Source organism: Grimontia sp. AD028 (assembly GCF_000973155.1).
Lineage (GTDB): Bacteria > Pseudomonadota > Gammaproteobacteria > Enterobacterales > Vibrionaceae > Enterovibrio > Enterovibrio indicus.
In genome coordinates, this window is sequence record NZ_LASY01000022.1 from 1 (window position 1) to 21,099 (window position 21,099).

The 21,099-nt window shown below is 51.3% G+C and carries 18 protein-coding genes; 6 read left to right on the forward strand and 12 right to left on the reverse strand.

The window, feature by feature from the left end:
- Nucleotides 1–165 precede the first annotated feature (165 nt).
- The 4 genes from RN22_RS05640 to RN22_RS05655 all read left to right on the forward strand — a co-directional run bounded on the left by RN22_RS05640 (nucleotide 166) and on the right by RN22_RS05655 (nucleotide 3,669).
- On the forward strand, nucleotides 166–1,035 hold the full coding sequence (locus tag RN22_RS05640) for a phosphoribulokinase (RefSeq protein WP_002535191.1): 870 nt from the start codon (nucleotides 166–168) through the stop codon (nucleotides 1,033–1,035).
- A 169-nt stretch (nucleotides 1,036–1,204) separates the two neighbouring features.
- Nucleotides 1,205–1,624: a rubrerythrin family protein gene (locus RN22_RS05645; RefSeq protein ID WP_002535192.1), complete on the forward strand. Its 420-nt coding sequence runs from the start codon at nucleotides 1,205–1,207 to the stop codon at nucleotides 1,622–1,624.
- Between the two features lie 107 nt (nucleotides 1,625–1,731).
- Nucleotides 1,732–3,057 (forward strand): heterodisulfide reductase-related iron-sulfur binding cluster, encoded by a 1,326-nt coding sequence (locus RN22_RS05650; protein ID WP_046303470.1) that lies wholly within the window; start codon nucleotides 1,732–1,734, stop codon nucleotides 3,055–3,057.
- 15 nt (nucleotides 3,058–3,072) lie between these two features.
- Nucleotides 3,073–3,669 carry a DUF3501 family protein gene (locus tag RN22_RS05655; protein ID WP_046303471.1) on the forward strand — a complete coding sequence of 199 codons (597 nt, stop codon included), beginning with the start codon at nucleotides 3,073–3,075 and terminating at the stop codon, nucleotides 3,667–3,669.
- A 60-nt stretch (nucleotides 3,670–3,729) separates the two neighbouring features.
- Here RN22_RS05655 and RN22_RS05660 read toward each other — a convergent pair whose 3' ends face one another.
- Nucleotides 3,730–4,137 carry an OsmC family protein gene (locus RN22_RS05660; RefSeq protein WP_046303472.1) on the reverse strand — a complete coding sequence of 136 codons (408 nt, stop codon included), beginning with the start codon at nucleotides 4,135–4,137 and terminating at the stop codon, nucleotides 3,730–3,732.
- 236 nt (nucleotides 4,138–4,373) lie between these two features.
- Here RN22_RS05660 and crp point away from each other — a divergent pair, with 236 nt between their 5' ends.
- Entirely contained in the window at nucleotides 4,374–5,006 is a 633-nt protein-coding gene (gene crp, locus RN22_RS05665; RefSeq protein WP_002535199.1) for a cAMP-activated global transcriptional regulator CRP, read from the forward strand.
- A gap of 126 nt (nucleotides 5,007–5,132) precedes the next feature.
- Nucleotides 5,133–5,366 (forward strand): hypothetical protein, encoded by a 234-nt coding sequence (locus tag RN22_RS05670; protein ID WP_231590855.1) that lies wholly within the window; start codon nucleotides 5,133–5,135, stop codon nucleotides 5,364–5,366.
- Between the two features lie 23 nt (nucleotides 5,367–5,389).
- Here the strand turns inward: RN22_RS05670 and RN22_RS05675 are convergent, their stop codons facing one another.
- The 11 genes from RN22_RS05675 to rpe all read right to left on the reverse strand — a co-directional run bounded on the left by RN22_RS05675 (nucleotide 5,390) and on the right by rpe (nucleotide 21,001).
- Entirely contained in the window at nucleotides 5,390–6,184 is a 795-nt protein-coding gene (locus RN22_RS05675) for a DUF1338 domain-containing protein (protein ID WP_002535203.1), read from the reverse strand.
- A 33-nt stretch (nucleotides 6,185–6,217) separates the two neighbouring features.
- Nucleotides 6,218–7,675 (reverse strand): succinylglutamate-semialdehyde dehydrogenase, encoded by a 1,458-nt coding sequence (gene astD, locus RN22_RS05680; RefSeq protein WP_046303474.1) that lies wholly within the window; start codon nucleotides 7,673–7,675, stop codon nucleotides 6,218–6,220.
- Nucleotides 7,676–7,687: 12 nt separating this feature from the next.
- Entirely contained in the window at nucleotides 7,688–8,704 is a 1,017-nt protein-coding gene (gene astA, locus RN22_RS05685) for an arginine N-succinyltransferase (RefSeq protein ID WP_002535206.1), read from the reverse strand.
- A 43-nt stretch (nucleotides 8,705–8,747) separates the two neighbouring features.
- Entirely contained in the window at nucleotides 8,748–9,965 is a 1,218-nt protein-coding gene (locus RN22_RS05690; protein ID WP_002535207.1) for an aspartate aminotransferase family protein, read from the reverse strand.
- Nucleotides 9,966–10,288: 323 nt separating this feature from the next.
- Entirely contained in the window at nucleotides 10,289–10,900 is a 612-nt protein-coding gene (locus tag RN22_RS05695) for an aminodeoxychorismate/anthranilate synthase component II (RefSeq protein WP_156168175.1), read from the reverse strand.
- A gap of 46 nt (nucleotides 10,901–10,946) precedes the next feature.
- Complete coding sequence (locus tag RN22_RS05700) at nucleotides 10,947–11,915, reverse strand: response regulator (RefSeq protein ID WP_002535211.1); 969 nt, start codon at nucleotides 11,913–11,915, stop codon at nucleotides 10,947–10,949.
- Nucleotides 11,905–15,237, reverse strand: a complete 3,333-nt coding sequence (locus RN22_RS05705) for a PAS domain S-box protein (RefSeq protein ID WP_046303476.1) — start codon at nucleotides 15,235–15,237, stop codon at nucleotides 11,905–11,907. The genes RN22_RS05700 and RN22_RS05705 overlap by 11 nt, the downstream gene beginning before the upstream one ends.
- Before the next feature lie 207 nt (nucleotides 15,238–15,444).
- Nucleotides 15,445–18,261, reverse strand: a complete 2,817-nt coding sequence (locus tag RN22_RS05710; protein WP_046303477.1) for an ExeM/NucH family extracellular endonuclease — start codon at nucleotides 18,259–18,261, stop codon at nucleotides 15,445–15,447.
- A gap of 268 nt (nucleotides 18,262–18,529) precedes the next feature.
- Complete coding sequence (trpS, locus tag RN22_RS05715) at nucleotides 18,530–19,546, reverse strand: tryptophan--tRNA ligase (protein WP_046303478.1); 1,017 nt, start codon at nucleotides 19,544–19,546, stop codon at nucleotides 18,530–18,532.
- A 78-nt stretch (nucleotides 19,547–19,624) separates the two neighbouring features.
- Nucleotides 19,625–20,323 carry a phosphoglycolate phosphatase gene (locus RN22_RS05720; protein WP_002535218.1) on the reverse strand — a complete coding sequence of 233 codons (699 nt, stop codon included), beginning with the start codon at nucleotides 20,321–20,323 and terminating at the stop codon, nucleotides 19,625–19,627.
- A gap of 3 nt (nucleotides 20,324–20,326) precedes the next feature.
- On the reverse strand, nucleotides 20,327–21,001 hold the full coding sequence (gene rpe / locus RN22_RS05725; RefSeq protein ID WP_002535219.1) for a ribulose-phosphate 3-epimerase: 675 nt from the start codon (nucleotides 20,999–21,001) through the stop codon (nucleotides 20,327–20,329).
- Nucleotides 21,002–21,099: the final 98 nt, after the last annotated feature.

Genomic DNA, 21,099 nt, shown 5'->3' on the forward strand with positions numbered 1-21,099 from the left:
CTCATGTAGACTAGCTACACGTCAAAGCCTCTGCCTTGCATAAAACCCCCACAAACTGCTGCAAAAATCATCACCAAAGATCAACAGACCCTAATATCCTACGCTTGACCAAGCCACCGAGACCCTGTTAACTGTTGCCATCTTTATAAATTGACAGGGTTTGTCATGTCTGCAAAGCACCCCATTATTGCAGTCACCGGTTCGTCCGGCGCAGGGACTACCACCACCTCAGACGCATTCCGCAAGATTTTCAACATGATGAAGATTAGCGCCGCTTGGGTGGAAGGTGACAGTTTTCACCGGTATACCCGTCCTGAAATGGACGTGGAAATCCGTAAAGCCAAAGAACAGGGCCGTCATATCAGTTACTTCGGCCCAACTGCCAACGACTTCCCAAGGCTCGAATCTTTCTTCAAGGAATACGGTGAGGAAGGCACGGGTCAGTTCCGTCGCTACCTACACACTTTTGATGAAGCTGTACCTTATAACCAAATGCCGGGCACCTTTACAGCTTGGCAGGACTTGCCGGAAAACACTGACTTGATGTTCTATGAAGGGCTTCATGGCGGTGTGGTAGAAGGTGACATCAACGTCGCACAACATGTTGACCTGCTGATCGGCATGGTGCCAATCGTGAACCTGGAGTGGATCCAGAAGTTTGTCCGCGACACCCGCGACCGTGGGCATTCCCGCGAAGCGGTAATGGATTCCATTGTTCGTTCGATGGACGACTACCTGAACTACATCACACCGCAGTTCAGCCGAACCCACATCAACTTCCAGCGTGTCCCAACGGTAGACACTTCAAATCCACTCAACGCAAAAGGCATCCCAAGCTTGGATGAAAGTTTTGTGGTGATCCGTTTCCGTGGCATCAAGAAAGTCGATTTCCCTTATCTGCTCTCAATGATCCAAGGGTCTTTTATGTCCCGTCATAACACCCTGGTTGTGCCGGGCGGCAAGATGAGTTTCGCCATGGAATTGATTATTCGTCCTCTTATCCAGCAGCTGATTGAAACCGGCAAAATCAGCTAGTACCACTGAACTCATCTACCACGTTTAAACGTAATCCGCCATCGATAAAATCTATCGCGGATTACGTTTTTATTCATTAGACCGAATAACAAACCTGTCCTTAACTTAATCTTGATGGTTACTTTTTAACCAACAGAAGCAAGACAATGTCATAAAAGAGGACAGAGCCATGTCACTGAAAGGAACCAAAACCGAGCAAAACCTCAAAGACGCCTTTGCCGGTGAAAGTCAGGCAAACCGCCGATATCTCTATTTCGCATCAAAAGCAGACATTGAAGGCTACAACGATGTCGCCGCCGTTTTCCGCTCAACGGCCGAGGGTGAAACGGGCCACGCACACGGCCATCTGGAATACCTGGAGGAGGTGGGCGATCCTGCGACAGGGTTACCTATGGGTAACACCGCAGAAAACCTCAAAGCGTCGATTGCCGGTGAAACCCACGAATACACTGATATGTATCCGGGCATGGCCGCCACGGCGCGCGACGAAGGTTTCGATGAGATCGCAGACTGGTTTGAAACGCTCGCCAAAGCAGAGCGAAGCCACGCGAACCGCTTCCAGAAAGCACTCGACAACCTCGACAGCTAGTCGCACAAAAGGGCGGCCAGTCCGCCCTTTCAGAGCGCAATAGGCGCTAATGACGATAACGCACAGTGACTGCCGGAAACCGGCACAACCAGTAGCAGGGACACGTCATGAAAGAAAAACGCGAAGGAGGCATTGAAGCCCCCACCCGCCACGCCATTGAGTGGCAATCCCCAGACTTTTACGATCGCGAAAAGCTCGAAGCTGAAATGGAGCGCGTCTTCGACGTTTGCCACGGCTGCCGCCGCTGCGTGAGCCTCTGCGATTCATTCCCCACCCTGTTTGACCTCATTGATGAATCCGAAACCTTCGAAGTCGATGGCGTTGATAAGAAGGATTACCAAAAAGTCGCAGATCAATGCTACCTCTGTGACATGTGTTATATGACCAAATGCCCCTACGTGCCGCCGCATGAGTGGGAAATCGACTTCCCTCACCTGATGCTTCGCGCCAAAGCGGTGAAATTCCACGAGCAAGGTGCATCGCTGCGGGACAAACTGCTTTCCAGTACAGACTTAGTGGGTGGTATGGCAACGATTCCCATTGTGGATGTCACCGTGAACGCGATGAACAAAAACCATGCGTTTAGAAGCGTGCTTGAGAAAGCCGGCGTGCACAAAGACGCTATTGTGCCGACATACGACAGCAACACCATGCGAAAACGTGTTGCCTCCATGGTGAAAGACATCACGCCAGAACCTGTTGGCGAAACCACAGGGAAGGTGGCTATGTTCACCACCTGTTACGGCAACTACAACAGTCCAGAACTCGGTGAGGATTTCTACAAGGTCTTTCAGAAGAACAATATCCATATCGAAGTGGTCGGCAAAGAGCGTTGCTGCGGTATGCCCAAAATGGAACTGGGCGATTTAGAAAGTGTTCAGCGCGCCAAAGAAGAAAATATTCCGCAGCTTCTTGCGATGGTAGAGAAAGGGTTCGACCTTATCGCACCGGTGCCATCCTGCGTGCTGATGTTCAAACAGGAGCTTCCGCTCTTGTTTCCCAATGACCCGGATGTCGCCAAAGTCCGCGATGCCTTCTATGACCCCTTCGAATACCTGATGCTTCGCCACAAAGCCGGCAAGCTCAACACCGAGTTCGATACGCCGCTTGGTGACATCAGCTACCATGTCGCCTGTCATCTTCGCGTGCAGAATATTGGCCTAAAAACCGCAGATCTGCTCCGTTTGGTGCCTGGCACTCAGGTTGCACCGGAGCAACGCTGTTCGGGTCACGACGGGACTTACGCGGTGAAAGTGGAAACGCATGATAAGGCTGTGAAAATTGGTCGTCCCGTGGCAAAGAAAGTGAAGCAAGCCAGCGCCGACTACTTTGCCAGTGACTGCCCGATGGCAGGTGCGCACATTGCCAAACTGGCGGAGGTGGATAAACCCATTCACCCCATGACCTTATTGAGGAAGGCCTACGGCCTGTAACAGGGAGCGAAAACCATGGAAAAACTGACTGCAGATGACTTAATGACGCTGGAGGATTACGCCCGCGCACGCGCCCAGTTCCGTCACCAAATCATGGAGCACAAAAAACACCGCTTCGTGAAGCTTGGGGATCATGCAAGGCTGATTTTTGAAAACCGTCAGACTATCCAATACCAGATTCAGGAAATGCTGCGTATTGAGCGCATCTTCGAGCCAGAGGGCATTGCGGAAGAATTGGATGCCTACAATCCTCTGATCCCTGATGGCAACAATCTGAAAGCCACCATGATGATTGAGTATGCTGACCCAGACATCAGGAAAGTAGAACTCGCCAAGCTCATTGGCGTGGAGAACAAGGTCTGGCTGAGAGTCGGCAACGATGCGAAGGTTTACCCTATCTGCGATGAGGACCTTGAGCGCGACAATGACGAAAAAACCTCGAGCGTGCACTTTATGCGATTCGAACTGACACCCCCAATGATCACCGCCCTGAAAAAAGGTGACGCACTGACCGCGGGCGTTGATCATCCCGCACTCGAACTCAGCGTGACGATCAGCGATGAGGTGAGAAATGCGCTGTCTGATGATCTCGACATACCACAGATGAACTAAAGGAGGGCTACCCCTCCTTTTCATTCTTACCGTTTGATGTTCAGGCTTTTTGTTACATGATCAAGCCGCCTCAATCACCTCATAACTGTGGGTCATTTCCACTCCTGCACCTAGCATCAAGCAAACAGAGCAGTATTTCTCGAGGCTGTCTTTCACCGCAGAGGCTACCCGGCTTTCATCAAGCGCTTTACCTGTCACGACAAAGTGAATATTGATTTTGGTAAACAGCTTTGGTGATTGCTCACGGCGTTCAGCACTTAGCTCAGCCACACAAGAAACCACCTGCTGTGCACCTTCTCTCAGTGCTGCAACCACGTCGACAGAGCTACATCCGCCCGCGCCCATCAGCACCATTTCCATCGGACTTGGGGCATTTGCACCACCGTTTCCATCCATCACAATGCTATGGCCGGAATTTGACAGTCCGAGGAAGGTCTCATTTCCACACCAATTGACGCTCGCTTGCATTTCTTACCTCCATTTACTTTCAGGGTCGTGATCTTGTCCACGTTTTTAGCCTTTAATAGGGGGAGAAGTCCATATCAAAATCAAGAAATCGTGCTGGAAAAAGGATAAACTCAATGACTCAAACAGAGAGCTTGTAGCCTGACTGCCGACACTTTATGCTATCCAACGGACTTGTGCCGCAGGACGGTGGGCTAAGGAAGACTCATCAGGCAACAACTGCAGAGGAAATGAGATATATGGTTCCAGGAAAACCTCAAACAGACCCAACACTAGAGTGGTTCCTTTCACACTGCCACATTCATAAGTACCCTTCGAAAAGTACTCTTATCCACGCGGGTGAGAAAGCAGAAACGCTGTACTACATCGTGAAAGGCTCTGTGGCTGTACTGATCAAGGATGAAGAAGGCAAAGAGATGATCCTCTCTTACCTCAACCAGGGCGACTTCATTGGCGAACTTGGCCTATTTGAGGAAGATCAGGAGCGTACCGCTTGGGTTCGCGCAAAATCTCCATGTGAAGTTGCAGAAATCTCATTCAAGAAATTCCGCCAGCTGATCCAGGTTAACCCAGACATCCTGATGCGCTTGTCTTCTCAGATGGCTCGCCGTCTGCAAGTGACCAGCCAGAAAGTTGGTGACTTGGCGTTCCTGGACGTAACTGGTCGCATCGCTCAGACGCTGCTGAACCTGGCAAAACAACCAGACGCAATGACTCACCCAGACGGTATGCAAATCAAGATCACCCGTCAGGAAATTGGTCAAATCGTTGGCTGTTCACGTGAAACCGTTGGCCGCATCCTGAAGATGCTGGAAGAACAGAACCTGATTTCTGCACACGGTAAAACCATCGTGGTATACGGTACTCGCTAAGCGTACCCAGCCTAAAAAGAAAGCCACCGTTTATGCGGTGGCTTTTTTGTTTGCAGCGTGATCGTGATCACGTCGATTTTCCAGCGAATGTCATTATTCAGTGCTAATTTTCAATGCAAGCTATGTATGCATTCGCATGCAGTCGTTGTATTAGGGAACATCGACATGGACATGGAAATCCAGCACTTTTCACAACCGTCTCAGCAAACGCCAGTTTCCGCTACCCCGGGCCACCTCAGCACTGAGTTGACTGGCTTTAGCGACCCATCGCACTACCACATTCAGTGCATGCTAGGCGAGGACAGACGTCGTTTAGACACGCCTTCAGCGGAAGATTGGCCAACCACGCAATCCTACTGAGTTAGCCTTTCACTGATGAAGCGTTACTGATCGGTACTCTCGAAGATTTTGTCTGCTGATGCTTCGACAAAACCTTGGTAGAGAGAGCCGTCAGCCAGCGGGTAACGCTTGGCAAATTCGTAGAATCCGCCAGGAATGGTTTGTTCGCCGTCGCTGAAAACCACACTCACTTTGTCAGCCATGGTCGATGACTGCTCCAGACACACTTCCGGACTACCTTTCACTTCCCCGCCAGACTCATTGATGGCAAAGCCAGACTGGCGCAGCAGGTCATTGACGCCTTTTACTGTGTCCAACGTACTCAGCTGATTCACACTGACAGTAAAATGGTTGGCGCCAAAGCCATGCGCTGACAACCAGCCTGCATATTCACTTTCATCAGCCAGTTTCTTGTAAGTATCAAAGTCGATATCCCACAAACGGCCACCGTAAAGGAAAGCAGGATCATTTAATGCGGCATCATCCACTTGGTCCACCAGCGAGCGAACTGCCAGTTGAAGCTCTGAAGAGCATTGACCGACCAACAGCTCACTGATGAAAACTTTAGGTGCATCAGGGTTCGGATGTTCAAAATGGCGTGCGAACAGCTTCTTAGCTTTGAATTCATATTCGCCCTTTGGCTCATAGCCGATAGCAATGAAAGGCGCAGCCAGCCTGTCGAGACCCACTTTTGGCAACGCAAAGGTACGCAGTGCAATGTGGTCATTCAGCAGCGGCGTGCCTTCTTCCAGCAGCTGATGAACCTTTGCTGCTGAAGGGCACAGGCGTGCAGTGTAATCTTTCCAAAGTCCGTCGAATAAAGCCTGAACGCGTTCCATCACATCCTCCTGAATGCTTGTGATTGCGGAATATTAAAGCGAGAGCCCTGGGCTCAATTGTGCTGGCAGTGAAACGTCTTCACCTTCCATCGATGCCATCGGGTAAGCGCAGTAGTCTGCCGCGTAGTAAGCGCTTGGACGAAGGTTACCCGACGCGCCAGGTCCACCAAACGGTGCATCACCGCTTGCGCCCGTCAACTGTCGGTTGCGGTTTACAATGCCTGCGCGGATATGGTCGAGGAAGTAATCCCACTCAGCGTCATCGGTGGATACCAGACCCGCAGACAACCCATAGCGGGTATCATTGGCAAGCTCGACAGCCTGTTCCAGCGAATCATAACGAACCACCTGAAGCAGTGGGCCAAAGTATTCTTCATCTGGCAGCTCAGCAACTTTGCTCACTTCAATAATGCCTGGAGACACCACAGCATCGTGCAGCAACTCGGCTTTCAGCAGTGGTTCGCCACCCAGAGATTCAAGATTCGCCTGCGCAGCCAGAATGCCTTCTGCGGCGCGCACAGAAATCTGCGCGCCCATAAACGGCGCTGGCTCATCAAACTGGCCACCGACGCGGATATTCTTGGTCATCTCGACCAAACGGGAAAGTAAGGCATCGCCCTTGTCACCCTTCGGCACATAGAGTCGACGGGCACAGGTACAACGCTGACCTGCGCTGATAAAGGCTGACTGGATGATGGTGTATGCCGTGGCATCTACTTCGCCGTAGTCATTTGAAATCACCATCGGGTTGTTACCGCCCATTTCAAGCGCCAGCATTTTGCCCGGCTGACCTGCAAATTGACGGTGGAGGATATGGCCAGTATTGGCACTGCCGGTAAACAGCAGGCCATCAATGCCTTTTGATTGCGCCAGCGCTTCACCGGTTTCTCGACCACCCTGAACCATGTTGATCACGCCCTCAGGTAAACCCGCTTCAATCCAGAGCTTAAGGGTTTCTTCGGCCGTTTTCGGCGTCAGGTCTGATGGTTTGAACACCACAGTGTTACCCGCTAGTAATGCCGGAACAATGTGACCATTCGGCAAGTGCCCAGGGAAGTTATATGGGCCAAATACCGCCATCACACCCAGCGGGCGATGACGCAGCACCGCTTGTGTGCCCGCTACGTCTTTTGCCCGTTCACCAGTACGTTCCTGATAGGCACGCAAAGAGATACCGATTTTTCCGACCATGGCCGCCGCTTCTGTGCGCGTTTCCCACAGTGGTTTACCGGTTTCTTCGGCGATCACTTTCGCAATATGCTCGCTATTTTCTTTTACTTTTTCCGCGAAACGCTCCACCAGCGCCTGGCGCTCGGTAAACGGCGTTTTTTTCCAGCTGATAAACGCACAACGCGCGGCATCAACCGCCGCTTCCACTTGCTCAGGCGCGGCCGCTTTGCCGGACCAGACCGCTTCGCTGTTAAATGGGTTGAGCGATTCGAACGCGTCGCCCTTACCCTCAATGGCTTTGTTCTCAATCCATTGTGTCATTGATCGTCTCTCCTAAACCGACACCAGACGCACGGTATCTCCATCTTGTACAAACAGCGCTTCTGCCACTTCCTTGCTGATGAGCACTTCATTGCGCTCTTCATCGACACCAACCTTGGTTGCAGTGGCGCGGAAGTTTTCAAAGTCACTGTTACAGATCAAATAATCCTGTGCGCTGCTGTGCTCGGCGATCTTCACTCTTGCGGTGAATGACCGACGAATAGAATCTATGTTCTGGCGAAGGCACTCTACCGTTGGGCCAGCATCGAAAATGTCGACATAGCCACGGCAAGTGAAACCTTCTTTTTCCAGAAGGCGAAGTGCCGGACGGGTTTTCTCATGCACCTGTCCAATCACTTCACGCGCTTCTTCACTCAATAGACTCACGTAGATTGGCAGCTTAGGCATCAGATCAGCGATGAAGCCTTTCTGGCCCGTTCCTGTCAGGTAGTCTGCCAAGGTGAAATCAATCGAGAAGAAATGCTCTTTAAGCCAAGCCCAGAATGGCGAGTTTCCGTCTTCATCAGATACACCGCGCATTTCTGCGAAGATGACGTCGGAGAATTTTTCCGGGAACTGGGCCAGCATCAGGAAGCGGCATTTAGACAGCAATTTACCGTTCAATCCCTGACGGAACTCAGGGCGCAGGAACAGGGTGCAAATTTCCGTTGCACCCGTGTAGTTGTTCCCGAAGGTCAGTACTTCCACCACGTTATGCACATCCAGACGACGTGAATGGTGAACGATTTTACTGATGTGGTAGCTGTAAAACGGGTTGTCCAACCCAATGGCCGCTTCAATGCCGGTGGTGCCTGCCACTTCGCCAGTTTCAGTGTCTTCCGCTACCATCAGGTAACCTTCCATGCCCGGTGCTTGTGCGTTACGGGCGAAACTGTCCAGCGAGTGATCAATACGGCCTTTAATCAGGGTTTCGTCAACAGGGAGCGACGTAAAACCGTGTCCGGACTCCTCTGCACAAAGCATTAAGGCGTCAAAATCCGTTTCTCTGATTGGTCGAATTACCAGCATCTTACTTCCTCCTGATGCAATGAGTGGTCAAAACGTTGGGCGATCATGCCGCCGTCAGTTTTGCCAGTGCACGATCCAGTCGCGCTAAACCTTCTTCTGCTTCTTCTTTGGTGATAACCAGTGATGGGGTCATACGTACCACATTGGTACCGGCAACCAATAACAGCAAACCTTCTTCGCCAGCAGCCAGCAGCACATCACGGGCGCGCCCTTTCCACTCTTCGTTGAGGGCAGCACCAATCAGCAGGCCTTTGCCGCGAATTTCGCTGAACATCTTGTACTTCGCATTCAGTGCTTCCAGCCCTTCACGGAACCAACCTTCACGCTCTTTCACACCAGCCAGCACGTCCGGCTTGCTCACTTCGTTCACCACCGCTTCGGCAACCGCACACGCCAGCGGGTTACCGCCGTAAGTGGAGCCATGGGTACCGACTTTCATGTGAGCAGCCAGTTTTTCAGTGGTCAGCATGGCACCAATTGGGATGCCACCGCCCAGCGATTTCGCCGTGCTCAGGATGTCTGGCGTCACACCAGTTTGCTCATACGCGTAGAAAGTCCCTGTACGGCCGTTACCTGTCTGAACTTCATCGAAAATCAGCAGAGCATTGTGCTTGTCACACAGCTCACGAACACCTTGAACGAAAGCGGGATCTGGGGTGACGATACCGCCTTCACCTTGCAGTGGTTCCATCATGATGGCGCAGGTTTTGTCAGACATGGCTGCAGCCAGTGCATCCAAATCGTTGTAAGGCAGGTGGGTGACGTTGCCCGGTTTTGGTCCGAAGCCATCGGAGTATGCAGCCTGACCACCCACGGTGACGGTGAAGAAAGTACGGCCGTGGAAACCTTGGGTAAAGGCGATGATTTCGCTCTTCTCTGGGCCGTGGACGTCCACGGCCCAGCGGCGTGCCAGTTTCAGCGCTGCTTCGTTAGCTTCTGCACCAGAGTTAGCAAAGAAAACACGCTCAGCAAAACTCACTTCAGTCAGCTTTTTCGCCAGACGCAGTGCAGGTGCATTAGTCATGACATTACTAAGGTGCCACAGTTTTTCGGCTTGGGCTTTCAGTGCATCCACCATCACTGGGTGGCAATGTCCCAAGCAGCTCACGGCGATACCGCCGGCAAAATCGATGTACTCGCGATCATCCTGATCCCAAATACGAGCACCCTTGCCTCTGTCCGGGATCATATTCATGGGTGCATAACATGGCACCATCACTTCATCGAACAGTTTACGTTCTACTTTATGTTCGGCTGTCATCGCTCATATCCTTCTGTCGATTCTGCTATAAGCATAGTATTTACATTTCATTAACCGCATCAATAGCAGAAAATTTTATAATCTAGCGCAATAAACTATGGGAAATTCACACAAGTGCCATATTTATGCGTGAAGAAGGGTAAATGATTAATAGAACAAGCGGTAAGACTGTCTTTCCTGTTGGGAAATAAACGAGAGATAGCACGAAGGGAGTGAATAAGGTTTCACTGTTAACGGTAGGAAAACGGCGAAACAAAAATGTAAAAAGAGTGATGATGATCGGCTTTCAACACAGGTCTGAGCACTGTAAACCAAACGAGAGCTCAGTTGCGGGAGAGGAAGTTCTGCAGCAGTTGGTGGCCTTGTTCGGTCAAGATGCTTTCTGGGTGAAACTGCACACCTTCAAGGTCGAGGGTTTTATGGCGAATACCCATGATTTCATCAAACTCACCGTCCACTTCTGTCCATGCCGTCACTTCAAAACACTCAGGCAATGTATCCGCTTCCACCACCAACGAGTGGTATCGGGTTACTGTCAGTGGATTGTTCAGCGAGTGAAACACGCCGAGATTACGATGGATAACCGGACTGGTTTTACCATGCATGACCTGCTTGGCACGGATCACTTTGCCACCAAACACTTGCGCCAGCGCCTGATGTCCCAGACACACGCCAAGAATCGGCAGTTTTCCAGCAAAGTGCTCAATCGCTTGAAGGGAGATACCCGCATCATCCGGCGTGCAAGGGCCTGGAGAGATGACCAGATGTGAAGGAGACATGGCTTCAATGTCGGCCAGGGTAATGGCGTCGTTGCGGATCACTTCGACCTCGACACCCAACTGACAAAAGTACTGATACAGGTTGTAGGTAAATGAATCGTAGTTATCAATAATCAACAGCACAGTGGTTCCCATCACGTCCTGCCCGCCATACATCAGCGGGACTGGGCGCAAATGCTAACACAGGCTTATTCACACTGCATCAGAACTCGTTGATAGGGAGAATGGGCGTTGGCCACGGTGAGGCCAGCCAATCAAAGTAGAGGCTACAAAGCTCTTCGCTGTTTTCGTCCAGAATGTGGATGAGCCTAGGGTCAGCAAGGGTTCCCGCTTCTTGGGAGAGCGCTAAAATCGCCCCTTTCACCCTCTCTGAGACGCTGCCTTCGAGGTTTTCGATCTCTTTGTCGATCGCTTCAGCCACCGTTACCACCCGGCATTCTTCAGGAATTTTATCCCCTTCAATTTCGGGGAAACCGGAGCCATCCCAGCGGGTATTTTTGTAGGTCAGCAAAGTTGCGGCGACACAGGCAAATCCTTTGGTGGCCTCTGATAGCAGCAGCAAACTCCGACTTTCTGCTGTCGTGTTGTTGCCGCCATCGTCCCAAAGCTCCCCTATCTGACAAAGCGGATAGGCCAGGCCAATGTCCTCAGCTTTGGATTTGGTCAGGCCATATTTTACTGCCAACCACTCGCAAAACTTTGCAATACGGGGCGCGGTGATTTCCACGTAGTTGTTGTGAAGCGCGGCGACTGCAGCAATTTGGTTTATCACCAGTTGGTAGTTTTCCCGCATGATGGTGGCTCGTGCTTCCCCTAAAAGGTTCGCGACGCGGCTTTTTACCAGTTCTGGCGACACGGGCTTTATCAGGAAATCCGCCGCGCCGCTTTTCAAGCCTTCCACTTCACTTTGGTATTCATCCAGTGCCGATACGATGATGATCGGAATATGGCTGACTGCTTTTTCGGTTTTCAGTGCGCGGCAGACTTCGTAGCCATTCATGCCAGGCATCATGATATCCAGAAGAATCAAATCCGGGCGCTGTTGCATTGCCAATTCAATCGCCCGCTCGCCACTTTTGGCGAAAATCAGCGTGTATTGATCCTGCAAGATAGTTCGCATCACATGGAGATTGCTGGGTTCATCATCCACCACAAGCACTTTATACGCCATAGCCTTGTACTCCTGTGTTCTGTGACATTGGCATTTGTTCTGTCACGGCCAGAATCAGTCGATAAGCTTCATCCAGCTCAAAACTTTCTATCGATGCCACAAACTGCGACAGCAAGGTGGGGGGAACCAGCCCCGCCATCATTGGTACCAGTTCTTTATAGAGTTCATCGTCATACTGACCTTCAGCCAGTTTGCTGACGAAGACCTCGGTTTTGCGTTCAAACTGTTCCTGGGACATTGGGCTATCCAACGCGCCTTCTTCCAGCTCGTGAGCCCTAATGCCAAGGTAAGCCAGCGCCCGGTCAAAGGTTTCTTGCAATGTTTGCTGCAGGGCTTCCAACTTAGACTCCGCTTTTGCAACATCACCGGCTTCCACATAACCCAGCAACTTAGTCACTCGCTGCTCTATCGCTGGAAAACCGATGCACTTCGCCGATTCTTTGGCTTGCTTCAATAAAGGCTCCAGTGCTTCCGGCTGCTCTAGCAAAAGATGCTGGATGGTCTCCGGTAGCCCGCCATAGGTGGTGTAGAACTCCCGGATCACACTGAGCAAAATGTCGGTGGTAGGCCAATGCTGGAATGCCCATGCATCATCAAAGAGTTCGGCCTCATCAGTCGGGGGAGTGAGTACGGCAACATTGTCAGCGCCCTCCCCGCCACAACAGTTTGCCAGCATAGCGAAGACATCATTGCTGATAAACGGTTTGTCGATGGTGTAATCAAACCCTTGTGCCTCCCACTCGCTGTCGGTCGTGGGGTCTGCCGCTAGCTTCATCGCGACCACTTTCAGTCGCTCACTGCGGCACACCTCAGCCCAGGCACGCAGGGTTTGCGGGGACGGATAATGTTCTTCACTGAGGTAAGCATCGAGAAAAACCGCATCCACAGGTTGTGTTTTCAACACATCTTCCGCCGCTTCAAGGTCGGTAAATGTCAGCACCTTCACACCCTGACGGAGCAACATATCCCTGAGTTCCTGCTGGTTGCGCTGCACATCATCGATGACCAACACTTCCAGCGGCGGCAAGGCGTAATTGGCGGCAGGCACCTCGCGCATTCTCGAGGAACTTTGCGCCGGGATCAGGGGCAAATCGGCATACACCACAGAGCCATGAATCGATTCGCCATCAAACCAGAGGTGTCCTCCCATCAACTCAATGAGCTGGGTCACCAGTGTCGCAGAAAGTGTCTGCCCGGTGTTCACCGCTTCTTCCTGGTTGGTTTCTTTCTGGTTATAGGCGTAACTGGCAACCGCGAAGCGCACGATGTCATTGGTTGGCACAACATGGAGGGCGACGTTGCCCTTTTCCGTTTTGGTCAGAGCGCTTCGCATCAGGTTTTGCAGCAGCTGCTTAATGCGTCGAGAGTCACCGACATAGTGCTCCCAGAGTGCGTCGTTGTAATGCAAGCTGACGTAAAGGTCGCGCGCCTGAACCGTCTCTCGGGCGATGAACTCAATCTGGCGGCAAAGCTGCACCAGCGAGAAATCAGCGATATCGAGCGGCAGGGATTGGCTTTCCAGTTTCGACGTATCGAGAATATCGTTGATAAGCTTCAATAGACTGTTGCCAGACTCACGAATCACTTCCAGATGATGTCGATGAGCAGGACTTGCCGTTTCTTCAATCAAGACTTCCGTCAGGCCAAGAATAGAATTCATGGGTGAGCGGAACTCGTAGCTCATGTTGGCAAGGAAAGAGGCTTTGGATTGAGTCGCCTTTTCCGCAAGACGCAGTTTTTCCTCGAACGCTTCTTCTGCTTCGTGCTTTTCGGTCACATCAATAATCACACCGTCTATCCAGGTACTGCCATCTTCCGCACGGTAGCTGTGACCAATTTCCCAGAACCATTTCTCTTCATCATCCCGGGTCAGAAAGCGGTATTCACAGTCGTACTTTCCATTGCGCCGGGAAGCCAGCTCCCGCACTTTTCGATAGCTGGCGGTATCACTGGGATGAATGCGGTCGACAAAATGGGAAACGCCATTTTCCCCGGTCAGGATAGACGCGCTATACCCGGTCAATGACTTCGCCGCGTCACTGATATAAACGATATGTCGGGTCGCTCCAGTCATTTCCCTGAACGCCATACATGGCAGGTTGGAAACCAACGCCCGGTACTGTTTGGCATTTTCCCGAAGCGCCCAAGCCATACTGCGTTGTTCAGAGATATCTGAAATCACGGCAACAAATTCATGTTGCCCTTGAGAACCATGATGGCCGATAGACAACCTGACGGGCAGTTGCGAACCGTCGCGCCGTTTGGCCATGACTTCCCGCACCGATCCCACCACGGATGCGTCTCCCCTTTCGAGGAAGTTGTGAATGTACATATCGTGGCGGTGCTGATGCTCATCGGTCACCAGCAGACGCACATTTTTGCCAAGCACTTCTGTAGAGTGCCAACCGAAAACACGCTCGGCGGATTTGTTGAAATAGGTGATATTGCCTTTGCGGTCAATCGCCACAATGGCTTCCGTCGCGGTTTGCAGGATGGAGGAAAGCTGCTCCTCCCGTTTGCTAAATAGGTGCGCCTCAGCATGGCTGCAAAGCCAGGCGTTAGCCAACTGATTGAAGACAATCACAAACATGGCAAGAAATGCCTGCACCAGCACCACATCGAGAATAGTGAACAGAAGGGCTTCATCACGAAGAGGCTGACGCGACAACACGACCGCTTCTGAAGACGCCAACGCCATCACCAGCGAGCCAACCGTTAAGCAAGCACCGCTGAGTAGCCCGGCAGTAAGATTTTTATCCCAAAATCCGGTTTTCTCTGTTGAGAAGCGGCTCCAAAGAGCAATGGTCACCAGAAAACCTGAAATCACAACAGCGAGAGAATAAATCGCGGCGTCAAGTTGGTAGATTGACGTCAGATTCACGCCAGTAAAAGCCATCAGATTCTGCAATACCATGGCCAGCGTGATAAGGCCAGATGCCACCAGGATTCGAAATGGACTGTTCTTGGCAAACGAGATCATCCTGAGCGCTGAAAAGTTGAGCCCGAAGGTCAACACCAATGGCAGATACAACAAAGCTGGCTGGAAACCCAAGGACTGGTAGGTCGGACTGGCTGTAACGTTGGCAACATGAACCAACGACATGGCGACCGTCAGTGTCAGTGCATTGATAGGTACAGGAGACACCTTGAACCAATGCAGTTTCTTTTCTTCCAGCGGACGGTGAATGAAGGTCATGGAAGCGGCAATAAACGCTGCCATGGCCGCCAACAGTTGGAGCCACGGGTCAATATAGCCCATTGGCAATAGCTGCTCGCTTGCCGCCGGTAGAAGGAACATCGATAGTGATTCAATGATCGACATGAAAGCTTCCGAAGCCAAAAAATTGATGCTGCAATGCCGTCTGGTGACTGGGTGAATATAGGCACCTGACATTCAACATCACAAATACAAGACACTGCCTTGTCTATGAGACATGACTAAAGCTTAGTCAAGATTCAGCAGGCAACCCATTAAAAGGGCGGAAAAAAACAGGCTCCCGAAGGAGCCTGTGGCAGGATAGGTAGAGGACTATTTGATCTTACACTGGAATCCTTTAAACACAGCGCGTGTGTTTTCTTCCAGCACGGCATCTCCACATGGAATCGCAATAAAGCCCCATAGACGGAAGCCCAACTCGACGGAGTCGCCGTACCCAACACCCAGCTCTTTCAGAAATTCACTCTTTTCGGTGTATTTCATGTTGGTTTTCCAACGCAGCCAAGGACGGTTTTCATTCACTTCACCGTTCACCGTCGGCTGAACCCAGAAGAAGCTCTTGTTCTTAAAGCGCAGCTTGAACTTCTGCGGCTTGTCCGGGTAATTCAGGCTGACGATCACAGGGTCATGATCTGACGACGAGTATGGGTTTGTCGATTTGACCAAATCACCGGTGAAACGGCCGGAATATTCAAACAGGGTGCTTTCCACTGAGTTGATGTGCCAGTCTTCCACGCCTGTGATTTTCTCCAGCACGCTGGCATTGCCCACCGCGTGGTCGAGACTGCCGAGCTCGCCATCAAAGGTGTAAGAAAAGGCTTCATCGCCCAATGCATAACTTGCCAAGTTGACGTATCCAAAACCTTCACCCACTTCACGCGCCGTTTCATCCAGCGTCACACCAGCAATCGAGGTGCCTGCTGCAGTGACAATCTTACGCTCCGCGGTATCCGCATCGTAATCGGTCAGCACGCGCATTGGGTCTTCCTGCGCATAGGCATTGAAATCACCCAGCGCAATCACATCGCCCTTCACGCCTGCCAGAGCGTTACCTAGGGTTTCTGCGGCAGAAACGCGGAACTCATTACAACGCCCCTGAAGATCGGCCGGATCGTCACTAAACTCACCAGCAACCCAATCCTCGTAACAACCAGAACCTTTCGACTTAAAGTGGCTGACCGCAATAGACAGGGTTTCACCGCGTTTTAGGTTGAAAGACTGCATCAGACTGTCACGCTGGAATTTATCCAACTGGCGGGTTTCGCCGTCAGGGTTTTCACCACTGATATGTTGCTCAGGCATACGGATAACCATGGCATCATCTTTCAGCTCTACGCGCGCTGGACGGTAAATCAGCGCTACCTGAATGGCGTCACTGCCAAGGAATGTACCTTCGGTCAAATCGGCTTCTGCAGGCGTCACATACGCGTAGTGATCAGCTTCATCGGCAAACTGGGCGTTCAGCTCAGCCACCAAATTTGCCAGTGCGCCGTTTTCACCGAAACCGTTATTTTCGATTTCCATCAGACCAACGATGTCTGCATCCATGGCGGTCAATGCATTGACGATTTTCGCCTGCTGCAGCGCGAACTCTGCGGCGTCTTTGGTACCACGGTTACAACCACGGGAAGCATCAGCATCTGCCTGATCCTGACAGGTAACATTAAGATCGCCGCCTATGGCACTCGCACTGGTGAAGTAATTCAGTACGTTGAAGCTGGCCACTTTCAGGTTGGTGTCAGCAAACGCTTCTGGCGCTGAGGTGCGATCTTCTTCACGCACGAAGTCACTCTCCACCAGCTCATTGGTCACCACCAAACGGTAATCACTGAAGCTGTAACCAATCACACCTTCGAGGTTAGTGACAGTATCGCCGATACGAATATAACCCTGCTCAGCATCCAGACCCGGGAAGTAAGGCACAACACCATTCGGCGCTTTGCGGTCTGACTCCACAAACAGTTGGTTTGCATCATTAGCTGCAGCCAAGGCTACCGCGTCATCAGAACCAGCAATATACAGTTGTGTCGGTTTAAAGTTGGGCGCTTCGTATGAAAGTACCATGTTGTTTCGGAAAGCATCGTAATCAAATCCGAAGTTACGGGTCACGACCAGTTCACTTTCCTGCGTCAGACGCACTTTCATGCCTTCGTGACGTTCAAGCGCCGCATCCAGCGTTTCACCCTCTTCCACTGCCAAATCAGTGACAGGAAGCTCGCCCACGGTATCAATCACCTCCCACTGCTTGTCGGACGCATCCAGTTGAGTGAGATTGAAAAACTCTTTCACCGTACCCGCGACACAAACCTGCATGCCAGGCTCAATACCCTGAGGGGCATCTCCCGTAAAGATGAACAGACCATCTGAGGTTGCGTTGTCGCCATCACCGTTAGCATCCTGAAGCCAGAAGCCTTTATAGAGGCTCTCTGTTACCGCGGTAACAACACCTTCGACATAGTAGGTACCCTCAGCTTCAAAACTGCCATCTGGTACCAGTGGGCTGCGATCACCACTGCCTTGAATCGCATAGGTTGGCGTCAAGGTTTCGCCTTCACAGCTGAAGGTGCCGCCACCTCCACCACCGCCATCACAGGCATCAACGCCGCTGCAACCCAGACCATCAAAAGTGTTCTGAGCAAAAGACTGCCATTCATCTGAGGCGTCAAAGGCTGAAGACGCATCTGTACGTCCGGTGCTGCCTTCTATGCGACGCAGCGTGACATCTTTGCCATAGTTGCTGCTGTTACCGAGTTGGCCAAGGCTGTCGAGCACATTGTCATTTTCATCGACCAAGGCCACCACATCATTGCCATTGAAAGATAGCGAACCAGACGTTTGTTGGCTTACGCCGGTGACTTCACCCGTTGCACTGCTATTGGCAACGACATAACTTTCGCCAGCAGCCAGAGTGCCGGAAAGTGCAATCGTGTTACCAAAACTGGTGGCACCATTGAAGGCTAATTTGAGCGAGAGGTTGTCGAGAGAAGCTTCCGTTGAACCGGTATTGGTCAGTTCGATAGCTTTATTATTAGAGGAGCCTTCGACATATTCCGTGATGATCACATCAGCACTGACCGGGAGTGCTGCACTGAGAGCTAGAGCCAATGGGCTCCAAGTAAAGATCTTCATTTGCTGTCCTTATTTGCGAGTGAAGTCATAAACACTGCAAATGATTTAACAGCTCGACATGTCATTTAAGTGATGAAATCCCCAAGTTTGCATTTCAGGAGTGAGGCGTTACTCAATAATCAGAATGGCGTTCAGAAATCAACAGTTTCAGATAACAACAAAAATAGCCATAAGGCGGAGGAATTGGAGAAGAACGTGAAGGGAATGGCGGCGAAAATAAAAAAAGCAGCGAGAATTCGCTGCTTTTTTTCATGTTTCTATCTAGTGATTATGGGCGAGCAACGAAGCCTACTGCCTCATACACTTTCTTCAGTGTTTCGGCTGCGCGTGCAGACGCTTTTTCTGCACCGGTTTTCATCACCTGATCCAGATATGCACGGTCAGCACGAAACTCCTGATAACGGGTTTGCACTGGCTCCAGCATAGCAACCACTGCATCAGCAGTGTCAGTTTTCAGGTGGCCGTACATCTTTCCTTCGTATTCTGCTTCGATTTCTGCGAACGTTTTACCGGTCGCCACAGACATCAGACCCATCAGGTTGGCAACACCCGGCTTGCTCTCGATATCAAACAGCACACGTGGTGGCTCGTCGGAGTCAGTTACTGCACGTTTGATTTTCTTAGCGATCGCTTTCGGATCTTCCAACAGGCCAATCACGTTGTTGCGGTTATCATCCGACTTCGACATCTTCTTAGTCGGATCCTGCAGGCTCATCACACGCGCACCCACTTGTGGGATGTAAGGTTCTGGTACTGTGAATACCTCGCCATACACGTTGTTGAAACGGGTCGCGATATCGCGCGCCAGTTCCAGGTGTTGTTTCTGGTCGTTACCGACTGGCACCTGATTCGCTTGATACAACAAGATATCCGCAGCCATCAGTACCGGATAACCAAACAGACCGGCGTTGATGTTTTCCGCGTGGCGTGCTGATTTGTCCTTGAACTGGGTCATGCGGTTCAGCTCGCCCATTTGGGTGTAGCAGTTCAAAACCCAACCCAGTTGCGCATGCTCAGGCACGTGAGACTGGATGAAAAGGTTACTTTTCTCTGGGGTTACGCCTACAGCCAAGCACAGCGCCAGTGAGTCCAGCGTCGCTTCACGCAGCTTTTCTGCTTCCTGACGAACAGTGATCGCGTGCAGGTCTACGATGCAGTATTGGCAATCGTAATCATCCTGCATTTGCTCCCACTGACGCAAAGCTCCAATGTAGTTGCCGATACTGAGTTCGCCTGATGGCTGAACACCGCTAAGTACAATGGGTTTGGTCGTAGGATTACTCATGTTCTTTCTGTTCCTGTCAGTCAATTCAGCCAGCATCGCTGCTGGCTGTCATTTCGAGAAAATAGTCGAAGCTTTAATTTACGCTGTTTTTTCGGTGCTGAGAACCGTTAAAAGCTGGTTGAAGTGGTCAGCGACAAATTCCGGAGCACTGTCGCTGATTGGCTCACCATAGTTATATCCGTAAGTCAGGCCTACAGAAGCGTAACCTGCATTTTTCGCGGCGAGGATATCGTTTTTCGAATCCCCCACCATCAGCATGTTTTCGTTGTTCAGGCTGTGCTTGTCACGCAGGCTGAGAAGACCTTCCGGGTCCGGCTTGTTGGTTGGCAGGGAATCACCGCCAATCACGTCAGTGAAGAACTGCGCCAGATTCAAATCCGCCAAAATCTCTGGCACGAACTGATACGGTTTGTTGGTCACAATACCCAGGGTGTAACCCGCCGCTTTCAGAGCAGTCAGGGTTTCTTTCACACCCGGATAGACGATGGTTTTGTCATGGCCATTGTTTGCGTAGTGGAAATCAAAACGCTCACGGACTTTTTGATACAGTGCTTCATCAATATCAGCCTTGATAGTGACACTCTGGCTCAGGGCACGCTTGAGCATGATTTCTGCGCCGTTACCAATCCAGTTACGCACTTCATCGTCTGTTGGCGAATGCAGATCGTGATCTGCCAGTGCCATGCGAATACCTTCCGCCAGATCCGGCACGCTATCTACCAGCGTTCCGTCCAGATCAAAGGCAATGTATTTGATGTCGTCAAAGTTTACCGTCACGGTTTATTTTCCTACTTTGCTCAGTTCCGCGCGCATTTCGTCTATCACAGCTTTGTAATCCGGCTGACCGAAGATAGCCGAGCCTGCGACAAACATATCTGCGCCTGCTTCTGCGATTTCACGGATGTTATCTACTTTTACGCCGCCATCGATTTCGAGGCGAATATCGCGACCGCTCTCGTCAATACGACGACGCACTTCGCGCAGTTTATTCAGGGTTTCAGGAATAAAGGACTGGCCGCCAAAACCTGGGTTAACGGACATCAGCAGGATCATATCCAGCTTGTCCATCACGTGATCCAGATAGTGCAGCGGCGTCGCTGGGTTAAACACCAGGCCTGCCTGACAGCCATGCTCTTTGATCAGCTGCAGGCTGCGGTCGATGTGCTCGCTCGCTTCCGCGTGGAAGGTGATCATGCTGGCACCGGCCTTGGCAAAGTCTGGGATAATACGGTCTACAGGTTTCACCATCAGGTGAACGTCGATAGGAGCAGTAATGCCGTAGTCGCGCAGTGCTTTACAGATTGGTGCGCCAAAGGTGAGGTTCGGGACATAGTGATTGTCCATCACGTCGAAGTGCACCACGTCAGCACCTGCTGCCAGTACGCGTTCAACGTCTTCACCTAAACGTGCGAAATCCGCCGAGAGGATCGACGGTGCAATGAGAAAATCCTTCATCCTATAAGCCTCACTGTAAATTGGCATTACCCGAAAGTGGTGTCGGTGTTACCCGAATTTCGGCGCAATTCTACCCGATTGCATGGCATCTGTCTTAT